Source organism: Micromonospora sp. CA-269861 (assembly GCF_050948505.1).
GTDB lineage: Bacteria > Actinomycetota > Actinomycetes > Mycobacteriales > Micromonosporaceae > Micromonospora.
Genome location: NZ_CP192014.1, coordinates 2516459 through 2533108, shown reverse-complemented (window position 1 = coordinate 2533108; position 16650 = coordinate 2516459). Strand labels below are relative to the sequence as shown.

General features: G+C 71.4%; 17 protein-coding genes. 3 read left to right on the top strand and 14 right to left on the bottom strand.

Annotated features, from left to right (window positions below; all coding sequences use genetic code 11):
- Nucleotides 1–118: 118 nt before the first annotated feature.
- From ACQP0U_RS11650 to ACQP0U_RS11640, 3 genes are all read right to left on the bottom strand, one after another.
- Nucleotides 119–394, bottom strand: a complete 276-nt coding sequence (locus tag ACQP0U_RS11650) for a ubiquitin-like small modifier protein 1 (RefSeq protein ID WP_433318280.1) — start codon at nt 392–394, stop codon at nt 119–121.
- A gap of 2 nt (nt 395–396) precedes the next feature.
- On the bottom strand, nt 397–1482 hold the full coding sequence (locus ACQP0U_RS11645; protein WP_433318278.1) for a WD40/YVTN/BNR-like repeat-containing protein: 1086 nt from the start codon (nt 1480–1482) through the stop codon (nt 397–399).
- Nucleotides 1483–1570: 88 nt separating this feature from the next.
- Entirely contained in the window at nt 1571–2212 is a 642-nt protein-coding gene (locus ACQP0U_RS11640; RefSeq protein ID WP_433318277.1) for a DNA-3-methyladenine glycosylase, read from the bottom strand.
- A 181-nt stretch (nt 2213–2393) separates the two neighbouring features.
- On the opposite strand from ACQP0U_RS11640, the gene ACQP0U_RS11635 reads away from it, so the two are divergent.
- From ACQP0U_RS11635 to ACQP0U_RS11625, 3 genes are all read left to right on the top strand, one after another.
- Entirely contained in the window at nt 2394–2849 is a 456-nt protein-coding gene (locus ACQP0U_RS11635) for a hypothetical protein (RefSeq protein ID WP_433318275.1), read from the top strand.
- A gap of 86 nt (nt 2850–2935) precedes the next feature.
- Nucleotides 2936–3361, top strand: a complete 426-nt coding sequence (locus ACQP0U_RS11630) for a DNA-binding protein (protein WP_433318273.1) — start codon at nt 2936–2938, stop codon at nt 3359–3361.
- A gap of 92 nt (nt 3362–3453) precedes the next feature.
- The gene (locus ACQP0U_RS11625) at nt 3454–3807 is read left to right on the top strand and encodes an MmcQ/YjbR family DNA-binding protein (RefSeq protein ID WP_433318271.1); all 354 of its coding nucleotides are present in this window, start codon (nt 3454–3456) and stop codon (nt 3805–3807) included.
- A 43-nt stretch (nt 3808–3850) separates the two neighbouring features.
- Here the strand turns inward: ACQP0U_RS11625 and argH are convergent, their stop codons facing one another.
- The 11 genes from argH to ACQP0U_RS11570 form a co-directional block, all read right to left on the bottom strand.
- Nucleotides 3851–5314 (bottom strand): argininosuccinate lyase, encoded by a 1464-nt coding sequence (gene argH / locus ACQP0U_RS11620; protein WP_433318269.1) that lies wholly within the window; start codon nt 5312–5314, stop codon nt 3851–3853.
- Between the two features lie 76 nt (nt 5315–5390).
- The gene (locus ACQP0U_RS11615; protein WP_433318267.1) at nt 5391–6602 is read right to left on the bottom strand and encodes an argininosuccinate synthase; all 1212 of its coding nucleotides are present in this window, start codon (nt 6600–6602) and stop codon (nt 5391–5393) included.
- Nucleotides 6599–7114: an arginine repressor gene (locus ACQP0U_RS11610; protein WP_433318265.1), complete on the bottom strand. Its 516-nt coding sequence runs from the start codon at nt 7112–7114 to the stop codon at nt 6599–6601. Before ACQP0U_RS11610 ends, ACQP0U_RS11615 begins: the two co-directional genes overlap by 4 nt.
- Nucleotides 7111–8109, bottom strand: a complete 999-nt coding sequence (argF, locus tag ACQP0U_RS11605; RefSeq protein WP_433318263.1) for an ornithine carbamoyltransferase — start codon at nt 8107–8109, stop codon at nt 7111–7113. Before argF ends, ACQP0U_RS11610 begins: the two co-directional genes overlap by 4 nt.
- Nucleotides 8106–9335, bottom strand: a complete 1230-nt coding sequence (locus ACQP0U_RS11600; protein ID WP_433318261.1) for an acetylornithine transaminase — start codon at nt 9333–9335, stop codon at nt 8106–8108. Before ACQP0U_RS11600 ends, argF begins: the two co-directional genes overlap by 4 nt.
- On the bottom strand, nt 9332–10237 hold the full coding sequence (gene argB / locus ACQP0U_RS11595; RefSeq protein ID WP_433318259.1) for an acetylglutamate kinase: 906 nt from the start codon (nt 10235–10237) through the stop codon (nt 9332–9334). Before argB ends, ACQP0U_RS11600 begins: the two co-directional genes overlap by 4 nt.
- 56 nt (nt 10238–10293) lie before the next feature.
- A complete protein-coding gene (gene argJ / locus ACQP0U_RS11590) occupies nt 10294–11466 on the bottom strand; it encodes a bifunctional glutamate N-acetyltransferase/amino-acid acetyltransferase ArgJ (protein WP_433318257.1) in 1173 nt (390 codons plus the stop codon).
- Nucleotides 11463–12464: an N-acetyl-gamma-glutamyl-phosphate reductase gene (gene argC / locus ACQP0U_RS11585; protein WP_433318255.1), complete on the bottom strand. Its 1002-nt coding sequence runs from the start codon at nt 12462–12464 to the stop codon at nt 11463–11465. Before argC ends, argJ begins: the two co-directional genes overlap by 4 nt.
- A 152-nt stretch (nt 12465–12616) precedes the next feature.
- On the bottom strand, nt 12617–13279 hold the full coding sequence (locus tag ACQP0U_RS11580; protein WP_433318254.1) for a hypothetical protein: 663 nt from the start codon (nt 13277–13279) through the stop codon (nt 12617–12619).
- A gap of 164 nt (nt 13280–13443) precedes the next feature.
- Nucleotides 13444–15753 (bottom strand): hypothetical protein, encoded by a 2310-nt coding sequence (locus tag ACQP0U_RS11575; protein ID WP_433318252.1) that lies wholly within the window; start codon nt 15751–15753, stop codon nt 13444–13446.
- On the bottom strand, nt 15750–16571 hold the full coding sequence (locus ACQP0U_RS11570; protein ID WP_433318250.1) for a hypothetical protein: 822 nt from the start codon (nt 16569–16571) through the stop codon (nt 15750–15752). Before ACQP0U_RS11570 ends, ACQP0U_RS11575 begins: the two co-directional genes overlap by 4 nt.
- Nucleotides 16572–16650 lie beyond the last annotated feature (79 nt).

The window sequence follows — 16650 nt, the reverse complement described above, 5'->3', positions numbered from 1 at the left end:
GCAGCTCTCAACTTATTTGACGACGCAACTATTCCGTCGGCGGGACGCCTCGCAGTGGCGCCGGTCACGCCTCACAACACGACATCCGGATCGAAACCTCCCCTCGGTGTCGGCTCGGTCAGCCGCCCGCCACCGACGGCAACACCTGCACCTGCGCGCCGTCCTTGACCGGGGTCTCCAGACCACCGGAGTGCCGGCAGTCCTCCCCGTCGACGAAGACGTTGACGTAACGGCGCAGCTCGCCGCGCTCGTCGCGGATGCGCCGGGCCAGCCGGGGATGCGCGACGGCCATCTCGTCGAGGACCGCCCGCAGCGTCCCGGCGGCCGTGACGTTCAGCCGACTCGCGCCCCCGGCCTCGCCACGCAGCGGGCCGGGCAGCAGCACGGTGACCACGCTCAGACCTCCGCGGCGCGAACGCAGAGCACGTCGGGCAGGTGTGCCGCGACAGTCGACCAGGAGTCGCCCTCGTCGCGGCTGGCGAAGACCGAGCCGGACCGGGTGCCGAAGTAGACGCCACCGGGCGTGGCGTCGTCGGCGCACATCGCGTCCCGCAGCACCGCCGGATAGAACGGCCCCTCGGGCAGCCCGACCGACAGCGGCTCCCATTTGCCGCCCGCGTCGGCGGACCGGAACACCCGGCAGCGGTGATCGGTCGGGAACCGCTCGCCGTCGGCCACCAACGGGAAGGTCCACACCGTGCCGCCGCGCCCGGGGTGGGCCACCATCGGGAAGCCGAAGTCGCTGGGCAGCCCGTCGGCGATCGAGGACCAGGTGCGGCCGTCGTCGTCGGAGCGGTAGACACCGTGGTGGTTCTGCGCGTACAGCCGCTCGGGGTTGCCGGCGTCCCGGGCGACCTTGTGCACGCACTGACCGAACTCCGGCCACTCGTCGGGCATGAAGTAGGCGCGGATGCCGGTGTTGCCCGGCGCCCAACTCACCCCGGCGTCCTCCGAGCGGTAGACCCCGCCGGTGGACATGGCGACCAGCAACCGAGCCGGGTCACGCGGGTGGGGCAGCACGGTGTGCACGGCCTGACCACCGAAGCCGGCCTCCCACTGAGGGCGGTGCGGGTGGTCCCAGAGGGAACGGACCAGCTCGAAGCTGCGGCCACCGTCGGTGGATCTGAACAGCGCCGAGGGCTCGGTGCCGGCCCAGACCACGTCCGGCTCGTCGGGGCCGGCCGGCATCAACTGCCAGACCCGCCCGAGCGAGACGCCGGTGTCGGCCGGGAACGCGACAGGCGCCTGGTCGGGCTCGTCCCAGGAGGCGCCGAGGTCGTCACTGGTGGCGACACTGGGGCCGAAGTGTGAGCTGGTCATGCCGGCGAGCAGCCGCGGGGTGGAACGACGGGTGTCGACAGCGACCGCGTAGACACCTGTCATCGGAAAGTGCGGACCGGTGATCTCCCAACTGCGCCGGTCGTCGGTGCTGGTGGCGAGGAACAATCCCTTGGCTGTGCCGATCGCGAGCAGCGTTGTCATGACGTCCTCCAAACCGTCGGTGAGCAGGTCCGGTGATTATGGCCACACCCGCCGACAGACTTCGCCGCACACACGCCGGACGGCGCGCTCAGCGCCGGATGCGGGGCACGTGCCGGCGGTACGCGCTGACCGTGGGATCGCCGTCGAGCCAGAACCGCCAGGGCAGGTCGTGCGCGCCGGTCACGCCGACCCGTGGACCCGCCACCACCGCCTCCGGTGGCACCGGCCGGGCCGGGGGCCGCAGGCGGACCGGGCCGTCGCCGAGCAGGTACGCCCCGTACGCCTCGCGGTCGATGCCGAGCGCGGAGCAGAGCCGGGCGGGACCGCGGGCCAGGTCCACGTCCCGCCGGATGGCCGGCCGGCGCTCCCGTGCCGTGGCCAGCCCGTCGACCACCTCACCGGCGCGCAGCAGCACGGCGGAGGCCTCCCCCTCAACCCCGGTGACCACGTTGACGCACCAGTGCATCCCGTAGGTGAAGTAGACGTAGGCGTACCCGGCGGGGCCGAACATCACGGCGTTGCGCGGGGTGCGACCCCGATGGGCGTGCGACGCCGGGTCACCGCCACTTCCCGCGTACGCCTCGACCTCGGTGATCCGGACGGTGACTCCGCCGGCGTGCAGCCGGCAGCCCAGCAGCCCGCTCGCCGCCGGCAGCACTGGACCGGCAAGTAGGTCCGCCAGCGCCGCCAGGTCGGCGGCGGTGCTCCGGTCACCGGACGACAGGGCCATGTCCCCGACGGTACCCATCCCGCCGCCCCGGCACCCGGCCGGGACGCAGACCTCCCGGCACCGGCCCGAACAGGACTCACGTCGCACATCAGACAGCCGGCCGGACAGTGAAACCCGACCGCCGGCTCGGGAGTGTTCCCGATGTCGTCGCAGGGAGCGACGACACACGGGAGGAGTCACCATGACCGTACGGAGCATCCGGCGACCACTGATCGCCACCGGCCTCGTCGCGGCGGCCGCGACCCTGGCCTTCACCCCGTCGGCCAGCGCGAGTGTTCCGTTGCGGGCCGCGGCGCAGGCCGACAACGCGGCGCTGCCCACGATCGCGGTCGGCGCCACGGGCAAGATCGAGGCGAAGGGCGCGGCGGCGATCGTGCCGGTCACCGTGACCTGCTCGAAGGCCCTCGAGTTCGACGTCACGGTCAAGGTCGCGCAGGCGGTCGGCCAGACGATGCGCGCGGGCACGACGGTTCGGCGGGTCACCTGCGCGGAGGGCACGCAGCAGGTGCGGATCGCGGTGATCCCGGTCGAGCGTCCGTTCGCGGCGGGCGTCGCGTTCGGCGTGGTGAACGCGAGCCCCTGTGACCCGTACTGCACACCCATCGTCGACGAGCGCCAGTTCAACCTGGCGCTCTGAGGCATCGCCTGGCGGCACGGCAGGTCCGTGCCGCCAGGCTTCAACATCTCGTTGACAATCAAGCGTTCATAAGGTGTGCTCGGGGTATGACGACCGAGGACATCTTCACCGCGCCGGACCCGGGCCGGGCCCGCGCCCACCGGACGTACGAGGCGTTGCAGCGGATCAGCGAGCGGCACGCCAGCACCGACACCCAGCGGGGCCGTTGGGCCCACCCGTACGTGCTCGACCCGTGGGAGGCGGTCGCCCTGGTCACCGCGCTCGCCGCCGGTGGGGCCGAGCGCGAGCCCGCGGAGGAGCCGATCGACTCGGCCGACCTCACCGCCGCGTTGACCCTGCTGCCACACGTCCGCGCCGAGCTGGACGCCCTGGAGGCCGGGCTGTTGACGCTGGCCCGTGACCGGGGGCTGACCTGGCAGGCGATCGCGTACGGGCTGGGGCTGGGCAGCGCGCAGGCCGCCCGACAGCGCTACGAGCGGGTCGCCGCCCGGTCGTCCGAGCAGACCACCTGATCCGGCGCGCCCCGAGCCGACACCCGGATCGGCACGCCGCGCGTGCGACGGCTGTCGGGCGGGCACACTGTGCGCACGACGAGGAGGCACCCATGGAGCGCGCGGAGATGCTGGCGTACTGCCTGGCCAAGCCGGGAGCGTGGCTGGACCAACCGTGGGAGGGCGACGAGGTGGTGAAGGTGGGCGGCCGGATCTTCGCGTTCCTCGGCAGCGACGGGGGCAAACCGACTGTCGGCATCAAGTGCGGGCCGACCCGCGAGGTGGCCGACGAGTGGCTGCACCGGCACCCCGACGACGCCAGCGTGATGGCCTACATCGGCCGGTCCGGGTGGAACACGCTGCGCCTGGACGGCGGGATCGACGACGAGGAGCTGACCGAGGCTGTCGACTCGTCGTACGACATGGTGGTGGCCAAACTCCCCAAGCGGGAGCGCCCGACGGCCTGAACCGCCGCGGCGCCGGCGGCCAGCGCCGACGCCACGGCACAGCTCAGCGCGGAACGACCCGCTCGGTGGCCCACTCCCGCCAGCCGGCCAGCCGGTCCGCCGCGTCGGCGAGCTGGTCGGCGACCGGGCCGGGGCCTGTGGAACCGGGGGTGGTCCGGGCGGCGAGAGCCGAACGGACCGAGAGCACGTCGCGCACCGACGGGTCGAGGTGCCCGCTGATCGTGGCCAGGTCGTCGTCGGAGACGTCGTTGAGCTCGCACTCCCGTGCCGCGCAGAGCGCCACCAGCTGACCGGTGATCTCGTGCGCGTCGCGGAACGGCACGTTGCGCCGGACCAGCCAGTCGGCGACCTCGGTGGCGAGGGAGAAGCCGACCGGGGCGGCGGCGACGAGGCGGTCCACCCGGACCGTCATCGTGGAGATCATCCCCCCTAGGGCCGGGAGCAGCAGCTCCAGGGTGTCGACCGCGTCGAAGGCCGGCTCCTTGTCCTCCTGCATGTCCCGGTCGTAGGTCATCGGCAGGCCCTTGAGCATGGTGAGCACTGTCATCAGGCCGCCGACCAGACGCCCGGACTTGCCCCGGGCCAGCTCGGCGATGTCCGCGTTCTTCTTCTGCGGCATGATCGACGAGCCGGTGGCGAACGAGTCGTCCAGCTCCACCCAGCCGAACTCGTGCGACGTCCAGAGCACCACCTCCTCGCCGAGGCGGGACAGGTGCACCCCGATCAGGGCGGTGGTGAAGAGGAACTCGGCCACGAAGTCCCGGTCGGCGACGGCGTCCATCGAGTTGGCGAACGACGTACGGAAGCCCAGCTCCTTGGCCACTGCCACCGGGTCCAGTGGGAGCCCGGAACCGGCCAGGGCGCCCGCGCCGAGCGGGCTGATCGCCGCCCGGTGGTCCCAGTCGCGCAGCCGCTCCAGATCGCGCAGCAGCGGCTGCACGTGGGCCAGCAGCCAGTGCCCGAAGGTGACCGGCTGGGCGTGCTGGAGGTGCGTCATGCCCGGCGCGGCGGTGTCGATGTGCCGCTCGGCCTGCTCGACGAGCGCCTCCGCCAGCTCGACCAGGCGGCTGGCCACGCCCCGGGCGTGGTCGCGCAGGTAGAGCCGCAGGTCGGTGGCGACCTGGTCGTTGCGCGACCGGCCGGCGCGCAGCTTGCCACCGAGGCTGCCGAGGCGCTCCAGCAGACCACGCTCCAGCGCGGTGTGCACGTCCTCGTCGTCGATGGTGGGGCGGAACGTTCCGGAGGCGCAGGCAGCCTCCAGATCGTCCAGCGCGGCCAGCATCCGGCCCAGCTCCTCGGGATCGAGCAGGCCGGCGCCGGCGAGGACCCGGGCGTGCGCCCGGGAACCGGCGATGTCGTACGGGGCCAGGCGCCAGTCGAACTGCACGCTCACCGACAGTCGGGCGAGCGCCTCGGCGGGGCCACCCGCGAACCGGCCACCCCAGAGGCTCGTCCGGTTGGTGGCGGCGCTGTTCTCGGTCAGGCTCTTGTCGTCCACGTCGCCCATCATTGCTCTGGTTGCCTTTCGCTCGCGACTGCGGGGCGCACTCGCCGCGCTCGCTCGGTCTTCGCGCTCACACGTGTCACCGTCCGCCACCGCCCAGCCGGGCGTCCCGGGCGGCGGCCATCCGACTCGGCAGCCCCCAGAGCTGCACGAAACCCTTCGCCAGGGACTGGTCGAAGGTGTCGCCGCTGTCGTAGGTGGCCATCCCGAAGTCGTAGAGGCTCGCCTCGGAGCGCCGGCCGGTCACCGTGGCCCGGCCGCCGTGCAGGACCATCCGTACCTCGCCGCTCACGTGCCGCTGCGCGTCGTCGATGAACGCGTCCAGCGAGTCCTTCAGCGGCGAGAACCACAGCCCGTCGTAGACGAGCTCGCCCCAGCGTTGGTCGACGCCCTTCTTGAACCGGGCCAGGTCGCGCTCGACGGTCACCGCCTCCAACTCCTGGTGGGCGGTGATCAGCGCGATCGCGCCGGGCGCCTCGTACACCTCACGGCTCTTGATGCCGACCAGGCGGTCCTCGACCATGTCGAGCCGGCCCACGCCCTGGGCGCCGGCGCGTCGGTTGAGCTCCAGGATCGCCTGGTACGGGGTGACCGTCTCACCGTCGATCGCCACCGGCACGCCGCCGTCGAAGGTGATCACCACCTCGTCGGGGTCGCGGTCCTGGGTCGGGTCGGAGGTGTACGAGTAGAGGTCCTCGACGGGGGCGTGCCAGATGTCCTCCAGGAAGCCGGTCTCCACCGCGCGTCCCCACAGGTTCTGGTCGATGGAGTACGGGGACCTGGCCGACACGTCGATCGGCAGCCCCTTCTCCTCGGCGAAGGCGATCGCCTTGTCCCGGGTCCAGGCGTAGTCCCGGGCCGGCGCGATGATCTTCAGGTCGGGGGCGAGCGCGTTGAGGCCCACCTCGAACCGGACCTGGTCGTTGCCCTTGCCGGTGCAGCCGTGCGACACGATCGTGCCGCCGTGCCTGCGCGCCGCGCTCACCAGGTGCTTGACGATCAGCGGCCGGGACAGCGCCGACACCAGCGGGTAGCGGTCCATGTAGAGGGCGTTGGCCCGGATCGCCGGCAGGCAGTAGTCGGCGGCGAACTCGTCACGCGCGTCCACCACCTCGGACTCGGCGGCGCCGCAGTCCAGAGCCCGCTGCCGGATGGCGTCGAGGTCCTCACCGCCCTGCCCGACGTCGACCGCGACCGCGATCACCTCGGCGCCGGTCTGCTCGGCCAGGTACGGAATGGCGACGGAGGTGTCCAACCCCCCGGAGTACGCGAGCACGACCCGCTCGGTCATGACGTGGTGTTCCCTTCACCTGTGTCGTCCCGGCGGGCCCAGCCGGCGAGCGTTTCCCCGAGTGCCGCCCCGCCGACGGCCTCTCGGGCCACGACGAGGATGGTGTCGTCGCCGGCGATGGTGCCGACGATCTCGGGCAGGCCCGCTCGGTCCAACGCGCTGGCCAGGTACTGGGCTGCACCCGGCGGTGTCCGCAGCACGGCGATGTTGCCACTGGAGTCGACACCGTTGAGCAGTTCGCGCAGCAGCCGTACCAGCCGGGCCGGCGCGGCCTCGGCGTCGCGCAGCGGCCGCTGCCCGTCCTCGGGGATCAGGTAGACGGCCGGACCGTCGCCACCGCGCACCTTCACCGCGCCCAGCTCCTCCAGGTCCCGCGAGAGGGTGGCCTGCGTGACGCCCACGCCGTCGGCGGCGAGCAGGTCGGCCAGCTCGGTCTGCGACCGGATCGCCCCGTCGCGGATCAGCTCCACGATCCGGGCGTGCCGGGCCGCGCGGGTCAGCGGCGCGGTCATCGCGGCCCGCCGGTGGCGATCTCGGCTGTCTCGGCGCCCACGGTCGCGGCGCCCACCGTCGCGGGGTCCACCGTCGCGGGGTCCAGCAGGAACGTCAGCAGCGCCTTCTGGGCGTGCAGCCGGTTCTCCGCCTGGTCGAAGACCGCGCTCTGCGGGCCGTCGAGCACCTCGTCGGTGATCTCCTCGCCGCGGTGTGCGGGCAGGCAGTGCAGCACGATGGCGTCGGGTGCGGCCTGGCCGAGCAGTTCCTTGTTGACCTGGTACGGCAGGAACGGGGTGATCCGGTCCAGGCCGTCGGACTCCTGCCCCATCGACGTCCAGGTGTCGGTGGCCAGCACGTCCGCGTCGCGTACCGCCTGGGCCGGGTCGGTCAGCACCCGCACCGACCCGCCGGTCTGCACGGCGATCTGGGCCGCCCGCTCCACCACTGCCGCGTCCGGGGCGAACCCGGCCGGGCCGGCGATCCGGACGTGCATCCCGGCCGTCGCCCCGGCCAGCAGGTACGACTGCGCCATGTTGTTCGCGCCGTCCCCCACGTACGCCAGGGTGCGCCCGGCCGTGCCACCGCACCGCTCCCGGATGGTGAGCAGGTCGGCGAGCAGCTGGCACGGGTGAAAGCCGTCGGTGAGCGCGTTGACCACCGGCACGCTGGAGCCCGCCGCCACCTCGGCGATCCGCTCGTCCCCGTGGGTCCGCAGCACGATGGCCGCGACGTAGCGCGACAGCACGCGCCCCGCGTCCGCGAGCGACTCGCCGCGGCCGAAGTGGGTGACCTGCGTGTCCACGACGAGGGGGTGCCCGCCCAGCTCGGCGATACCGGCGTCGAACGAGATCCTGGTCCGCAGGCTCTGCTTGTCGAAGAGCACCGCCACCGAGCGGGGGCCCACCAGCGGCCGGTGGCCGAACCGGTCCGCCTTCATCCGCGCGGCCAGGTCGAGGACCGTGGACTGCTCGGCGGGCGAGAGGTCGTCGTCACGCAGGAAGTGCCGGGTCATCGAGTCGTTCCCGTCGTGGTGGTCAGGGTGGCTGGTGCGATCTGCGCGCCGGCGGCGGCCGGCGCGGTCGCGTCCAGTGCGGCGGGCAGCGCCGCGAGGAAGGCGTCCGCCTGGGCGGCGGTGAGGATCAGCGGCGGAGCCAGCCGCAGCGCACCCGGCTGCACCGGGTTGACCAGGAAGCCGGCCTCCCGCAGGGCCTCGGCCAGCACCGGCGCCACCGGCGCGGTGAGCGCCACGCCGAGCAGTAGCCCGGCACCGCGCACTTCGGCGATCAGCGGGTGATCCAGCGCCTCGATGCCGCGACGCAGCCGCTCGCCGACCCGCTTGACGTTGTCGAGCAGGCCCTCGTTGGCGATGGTCGCCACCACGGCGAGCGCTGCCGCGCAGCTGACCGGGTTGCCGCCGAACGTGGTGCCGTGCGAGCCGGGGGTGAGCAGTTCCGCAGCCCTGCCGAAGGCCAGCGTGGCGCCGATGGGCAGCCCGCCACCGAGCCCTTTGGCCAGGGTGACCACGTCCGGCTCCACGCCCTCGGCCTGGTGCGCGAACCAGTGCCCGGTGCGCCCGATGCCGGTCTGCACCTCGTCGAGGACCAGCAGCGCCCCGTGCCGGGCGGTGATCCGGCGCGCCGCGGTGAGGTAACCGGGCGGCGGGACGAGGACGCCGTTCTCACCCTGGATGGGTTCCAGGATCACCATGGCGGTGGCGTCGGAGACTGCCGCGTCGAGGGCTGCCACATCGCCGTAGTCGACGTGGGTCACCTCGCCGGGCAGCGGCCGGAACGGGTCGGCCTTCGCCGGTTGGCCGGTCAACGCGAGGGCACCCATGGTGCGGCCGTGGAAGCCGCCCCTGGTCGCCACCACGTGGGTGCGGCCGGTGCGCCGGGAGAGCTTGAACGCCGCCTCGTTCGCCTCCGCGCCCGAATTGGCGAAGAAGACCCGGCCGGGTCGGCCGGCGAGCGCCAACAGCAGCTCGGCGAGGGCGACCGGCGGCTCGGCCACATAGAGGTTGGAGACGTGCCCGAGGGTCGCGACCTGCTTCGACACCGCCGCCACCACCGCCGGATGGGCGTGACCGAGGGCGTTGACAGCGATGCCGCCCACCAGGTCGAGGTACTCCCGACCGGCGTCGTCGACCACGACGGCACCGGCGCCGGAGACCAACGCCAACGGCGGTGTGCCGTAGTTGTCCATCATGGACTGCTTCCACCGCTGCGCCAACGTGCTCATGTCGCGTCCGTCCCGTCTCCCGGCACCACCATCGTTCCGAACCCTTCCGAGGTGAACACCTCAAGCAACGTCGAGTGCGCCACCCGCCCGTCGACGACGTGCGCGGCGGGCACTCCCCCACGCACCGCCCGCAGGCAGGCTTCCATCTTCGGCACCATCCCCGACTCGAGGCTGGGCAGCAGCTTGGCCAGGTCGTCCGCGGTGATCTCGGAGATCAGGCTCGTGGTGTCCGGCCAGTCGGCGTACAGACCGGCCACGTCGGTGAGCACTACCAGCTTGCGGGCCTGCAACGCGATGGCCAGCGCCGCGGCGGCGGTGTCCGCGTTGAGGTTGTGCAGCACCCCCTCCACGTCCGGAGCCACCGTGGAGATCACCGGAATCCGACCGGCCTCGATCAGGTCGGTCACCGCTGACACGTCGACCGACTCGACGTCGCCGACCTGGCCCACGTCGACGGGCAACCCGTCCACGTACGCCGGACGTCGCACCGCAGTGAACAGCCGGGCGTCCTCGCCGGAGAGGCCGACGGCGTACGGACCGTGCGAGTTGATCAGACCCACCAGTTCCCGGCCCACCTGACCGACAAGCACCATCCGGACCACGTCCATCGCCTCGGCGGTGGTCACCCGCAGACCACCCCGGAACTCGCTGGTGATGCCGAGACGCCCCAGCATCGCGGAGATCTGCGGCCCACCGCCGTGCACCACCACGGGCTTCAGGCCGGCGTAGCGCAGGAAGACCATGTCGGCCGCGAACGCCCGTTGCAACTCGGGATCGGTCATCGCGTTGCCGCCGTACTTCACCACGACCGTCGAGCCGGAGAAGCGCGCCAGCCAGGGCAGCGCCTCGATCAGCGTCTCCGCCTTGACCTGAGCGCGAGCCAGGTCGCTGGTGAGATTCACCCGTGCCGGCCTTTCGTTCGCGACTGCGGGACTCCGCTGCGCTGCGTTCCGCGCGCTCATGTGGAATACGCCGAGTTCTCGTGGACATACGCGTGGGACAGGTCGTTGGTCCAGATCGTGGCGGCCGCCGTGCCCGCGTGCAGGTCGATCCGGATGGTCACGTCCCGCCCGGTCAGATCGACCTTCGAGCGGTCCTCGGCGGCAGCCCCGCCCCGGCACACCCACACCCCGTTGACCGCCACGTCCACCTCGTCCGGCTCGAACGCGGCGGCGGTGGTGCCGACGGCGGCGAGGATCCGACCCCAGTTGGGGTCGTTGCCGAACAGCGCCGTCTTGACCAGGTTGTTGCGGGCCACCGTTCGGCCCACCTCGACCGCCTCGTCCTCGTCCGCCGCGCCGACCACGTCGATGGCGACCTGCTTGGTGGCGCCCTCGGCGTCGGCCACCAACTGCTGGGCCAGGTCGTGACAGGCCGCGGTGACGGCGGCGGCCAGCTCGGCCGGCGTCGGCTCGATGCCGCTCGCGCCGCTGGCCAGCAGCAGCACCGTGTCATTTGTGGACATGCAGCCGTCGGAGTCGACCCGGTCGAAGCTGACCCGGGTGGCCGCCCGCAACGCCTCGTCCAGCGTCGCCGGCCCGGCCACCGCGTCGGTGGTCAGCACGCAGAGCATGGTGGCCATCCCCGGCGCGAGCATCCCGGCGCCCTTGGCCATGCCACCGACCGTCCACCCGCTCCCCCGGGCCACAGTGGTCTTCGGCCGGGTGTCCGTGGTCATGATCGCCTCGGCGGCGGCCGGGCCACCGTCTCGGGACAGCCCGCGGATCGCCGAGCGGACGCCCGGCAGCAGCTTCGGCATCGGCAGCCGCTCACCGATCAGGCCGGTCGAGCAGACCGCGACCTCACCGGCACCGAGGATCAACCGTGGGCTGACCGAGGTCAGCGCTGCGGCGGTGTGCTCGGCGGTGGCGTGCGTGTCCTGAAAACCGGCCGGACCGGTGCAGGCGTTGGCGCCGCCGGAGTTGAGCACCACGGCACGGACCACACCGCCCTGCACTACCTGCTGGGTCCAGAGCACCGGCGCCGCCTTGACCCGGTTGGTGGTGAAGACACCTGCCACTCCGGCGTCCGGGCCGTCGTTGACCACCAGGGCGACGTCCGCGCCGCCGCTGGCCTTGAGGCCGGCGGCCACACCGGCCGCCCGGAACCCCCGAGGGGTGGTGACACTCACGGTGCGGTCCCCCAGATGGAAAGGCCAGTCGTCTCCGGCAGGCCGAGCATCAGGTTGGCGTTCTGGACAGCCTGACCGGCAGCGCCCTTACCCAGGTTGTCCAACGCGCTCAGCACGATCAGACGACCCGAGTCGACGTCGACGGTGGCCTGCAGGTGACAGGAGTTGGAGCCCAGGGTGGCCGCTGTGTGCGGCCAGCGGCCCTCCGGCAGCACGTGCACGAACGGCGCGTCCGCGTATGCCCGCGCCAGCACCTCCTGCGGGTCGACACCGCGCGCCGGCACCGCGGTGACGGTGGCCAGGATGCCACGCGGCATCGGTGCCAGGACCGGGGTGAACGACAGGCCGGTCGCGCCGGTGGCCTGCTTGATCTCCGGGACGTGCTGGTGGGTTCCCACCCGGTACGGCGACAGGTCGCCGAGCACCTCGCTGGCCAACAGGTGCGGCTTGGCCGCCCGGCCGGCGCCGGAGGTGCCGGAGGCGGCGACCACCACCACGTCTGCGGGGCTGGCCGCGCCGTCAGCGATCAGCGGCGCGAGCGCCAGGGTGATCGCAGCGGCGTAGCAGCCGGTGTTCGCGACCCGGGTGGAGTCGGCGATCAGCTCGCGCTGACCGGGCAGCTCGGGCAGGCCGTAGGTCCACTGCCCGGCGTGCGTGCCGCCGTAGTACTGCGCCCACGCGTACGGGTCGGCCAGCCGGTGGTCGGCGCCCAGGTCGACGATCCGCACCTCGGCCGGCAGTTGGGCCGCGAGGGCCGCCGACTGGCCGTGCGGCAGGGCCAGGAAGACCAGGTCCGAGTCGGCCAGGATCGTCGGGGCAGTCTCGCCGAGCACCAGATCGAGCCCGGTGAGCTGCGGGTGCACCGCGTCGACGCGGTGCCCGGCCTGGCTGTGCGCGGTGGCGGCGACCAGGTCGAACTCCGGGTGCCCGGCGATCAGGCGCAGCAGCTCACCCCCGGCGTACCCGCTCGCTCCGGCGACCGCGACTCGGATCCCCATACCCACCTCCGCATGACTATGCAGCGAAGATTAACAAGCGCGACTCAGGAGTGCAAGTTCATGCAGCCCAGTGCATGGTAATGAATAGGGGATCGCCTTGCCCACGCGCTGGGTGTCCTCGGCCGGAGCATCCCGGCCGAGGACACCCCTTGTCAGTTCACCCGCTCGGACAGCCCGTGCTGACGCTCATACGTCCTCAGGGCCGCATCCCAGGCCTCCGTGTATTCACTCGGCCCCATACCAAGATCGCCATGTCCACGCACCGCCTCACGGAGCAGTTTGACAAGCTCGGGAACGGTTTCCCGACGTTCCTCCACGTACCGGCGGAACACCTCGGCGAACTGCTCACCGGTCAACCGCGCCGCATGCGAGGTCACCGGATCGTCCTCAAGATTCTGCAGCACCGCACACCAGCGACGAGTCAGCTCGTCCGCCTGGGTCGCCCTGATTTTCTGCAGCTCGTGATCACACTCGAGCCTGATCCGATCCTCCCAGTACGGCCGAAGCCGCTCCCGGACCCGCTCGTCCGGGCTGACGCGGACGAGTACACCGAAGTGCGGCACCGTGCCCTCGCGCGGCCAGCGCTGGCCACCGAGACGGTCGTTCAGCGCACGCTCGAGATCATGCGAGCGGTGAGGTTCGTGCTCGCGTGCCAGATCTACTGCCCGTTCCCGGACAATCCCGGCAGCCCACCCCAGGTAGCGTTCGGCGCGGAGCCGAAGCTCCTCGTAGACCATGTTCTGCGCGGTCCAGTTGTAGACGACGTGCAGCCGGAAGTCGAACGCGTCTCCCTTGGCCGGCACCAGGATCGGCACCGGTACCTCCTGACGGAACGTCGCCGTGGTGGGGACGACTGGCAGGGGCGGGGGCGGAGGAAGGGGGAGCTCAGCTGGAGGAAAGAGCACATGCCACCAACGACGACGTTCCACCTGCCTGGGTACTGATGGTCTGGTGCCCGGACCGCCAGCGGGGTTCATGATCATCGCGTCTCCTCGTCGATCAGTCGTTCTACGTCGTCAAGCAGGTCGTTGTGGGGCAGCACGGGACGCCATACGTGGCGGAGCTGATGGTCCAGGCGATGACGCAGTGCGGGCTGTCCGGCGATCACCTGGCGCACGAGTTCGAGACAGTGACTGGCAACGGCCGGCTGCCGGTCCGCCCGGTCCAACCAGAAGCCGAGGGTCCGCCACGAGCGGTAGGCCGTCCGCGGCAGGCTGAGAGCGGTTGCCCAGAGCATGGCCAGGTCGGCCAGGCGGATCGTTTGCTTGTCGACCAGGTACAGCAGCTCCGGCCAGTGCTCTCTGGGCGCTTCCGCCCAGCGGTCCGCGAGGACCCGCAGGGTCCGCGCGGCGTGGAGTTGCACCTCAGGATCGGCGGACGTGGTCCAGTCCACCAGCGCCGGCACGAGATTCGCCGCGTGACCGTTTCGGTACACCTCGACCAGACCTCGCACGACGGAGTTGTTGCGCCGCTGCATCCGGGCATGTGCCACCTGACGCAACTGCACCAACGCCGTCTCCGGCCAGAGTCGGGCTAGTCCGATGCTGTACGCACGCGCCACGGTGTCCCGTAGATGAGCTGCCGGACCGGCCGCCCAGTGACCCAGCTCAACCTGGACGCGTTGGCGCAACGCGGGCTGCATGGCCATGGCGACCAGCACGATCGCTGCGGCCTGCCGAACCCCTGCCCGCCGCTCTCGGGCCAACTCCCCCACCGTGGCGAGCGCCGCCTGCACGTCGCGGGTCGCCGACCAGCCGATGGCCCCGGCGGCGGCCTGTCGGACCGCCGGAATCTCCCCGCGGATCAGGTCTGCCAGCCAGCCGAGAAGCTGTCCGGGCGACCACCACTCGGTCCACGCGACTTCCAGTAGCACCGACCTGAGTGGCTCCCCGGTCGCCGAGAAGTCGATCCGGCACCCGCCGGACACGTGTGCGTCGTTCAGTCGGGTGACGGCTTGGCTCAGCGTCGATCCCAACAATGCGTCGATCGCCGCACCGCGGAGCGGTGCACCGGTCGATGCCAAGTCCTGGAAGCCGAAACGGGCCAGACGTTGAGCTGCCTGGTGTATCTCGGCCACGGGCTGTCCGGCGAGCACGGCACAGGAGAGGCGGAAGGCCCGCACCTCCTCGATGGTGAACCCGTCGTTCTCCTCTCCACCGCGTCGAACGTCGAGAATCTCGACCGCGCGCTCCCGAAGTTGAAGCGGCAGGAACTGCTCCAGGCGCTCGGCCAGGGCGCCCGCCCTGGGAACGGTCCGAGCAATCGTTGCGACGACGTCGAGGACTTCGCTGGGTCGAGGTTCTCCGGCCAGGTACGCCGACAACAGTGGGTGTTCGACGCAGTCCACGTCCACATACCGGTCCACACAACGCCCGTCGCAGGTGTCCACACACCAGCCGGCGCACTGCCCGACCAGCCGGTGGCGAAGGTGCGCCCGAAACACCTCGACCGCCGGGGCCGCGCGGTGTTCCACGACGTGGCCGATGAAGTCGTGCTTCCGCTGGGAGAAGTCCCCGACCAGGACCATTGTCGAGCCCGAGGTGGTGGCCCTGGCCGCCAGCGCCACGAGTGTGAAGCCGTCGACCTCGCGGAGAACCACCTCGCTCAGCCGAAGCACGTAGCCGTACCCGGCGGCCAACGGTGCCTCCACACCGAGCAGATCGGACAGCTGCTCGGCACCGAGCACGCGGACCCGGTCGAGCCCGTGTCTCCGAGCCACTGCCAGTGTGGCCGAGGTGAACAGGCCACTTCCCGCCGGACCGGAGAGGCACACCAGGTCGTGATGCTGGAGGTGGTGGTCGAGTCTCTGGTCACTCGGCGCGTACGCATAGGTGGTCGCGAGCTCACGGACGCTGGCCTCGACCAGGGTCTCGAACCACACGCGCCCGGCGCCGTCGGATCGGCCCGCCGTGACGTTGACCGTCCCGATGGCGACGGCGCCATGCCCGGTGGCGTTCTGCCCCTGAACCCGAACATCGCCGACATCGATGGTCGAGCCACCCAGGAGGCCCGCCAGGCGACGCAGCACGTCGGCCGGATCGAGGAGATCTTCAGGTTCGTCCGCCACCTCCTCCTCCGGTGGCTCCTCGGATGGTTCCTCCGCCGAGGCCGGCTCGTCCTCCGCAGCGATGGGGCGAGCAGTTGGTGGTCCATCCCCGGTTCCGCGGATCGCACCATCGTCGACGTCGCGGGGAAGGTCACCGCGAGAGGTTCCGTCCGACACGTCGTGCCAGAAATCGTCCACGTCCCGCTCGGCGTCGGTGGGGGTGGGAGCGTACCGACCGGTCATCGGGAGGTGCCTCGCCTCGGGCCGAAGTTCGCGTCACGACCGACCGAGCCGATCGCCGTCGCACCGCTGCCGATTGCGTTCTGCCCCACCACGCGAACGTCACCGGTGCGAATTGGGCCCTGATCGGATGCGTTGTCGGCCGTCTTCTCCTCGGCGCTGTCGATCGGCTCCTTCGCAGCGCCACCAGCGGCTTGCGGTGCGGTCGGCGGGATACCCGGGGTCGTGGCGGCGGTGAGATCCTCGTCCACCACACAGAGCCAGGCGTACTCGCGGAATTCCTTGTCCGGATGGTCCACCTCGATCCGCACAAACCGCTCCGGTCGCATCTCTTCCGGATACTCGGTGACCACGTCCCGGAAGATCTCCGTCGAGACAACGAGCGCCACTCCGGCCTCGGGAAAGGCGGCCAGGGCCTTCTTGACCGGATCGGCCTCGCACAGGCGACAGACGAAGACGACGGCGTTGCCGGGGAAGCCATTCGCACCGTCCAGATGCACCAACCCCTGGTGCACAGCGACCCTGAGTCGGATTCGGGCCACGGGGAGACGGCTGCTGTTGTGGTTGCGCAGCCGCCGGTTCAGCTCCGGCACGAACTTGCCGATGACACGAGACTCGGACACCTCGCGGGGCACGATTGCCAGCTCGCCGTCGCCCGCCTGCTGAGTGGTCCAGGCCACGCGGTCCAGGCCGACAGCGCCAGCGGCCTCGTGCAGCAGCTCTCGAAATTGCCGTTGCGCCTCATACTGCTGCAGGTTGCTCCGTCGGCTGTACCGTTCCATATCCACAGAGATCAACAGTCGCCGCTCGGGATGTTGCATCAAGCTCCCGCCCTTCGTCACCCGGCTCGCCCAACGGGCAAGCACCGCAGGAGCCATCGAACCGTCGGGGACTGATCGG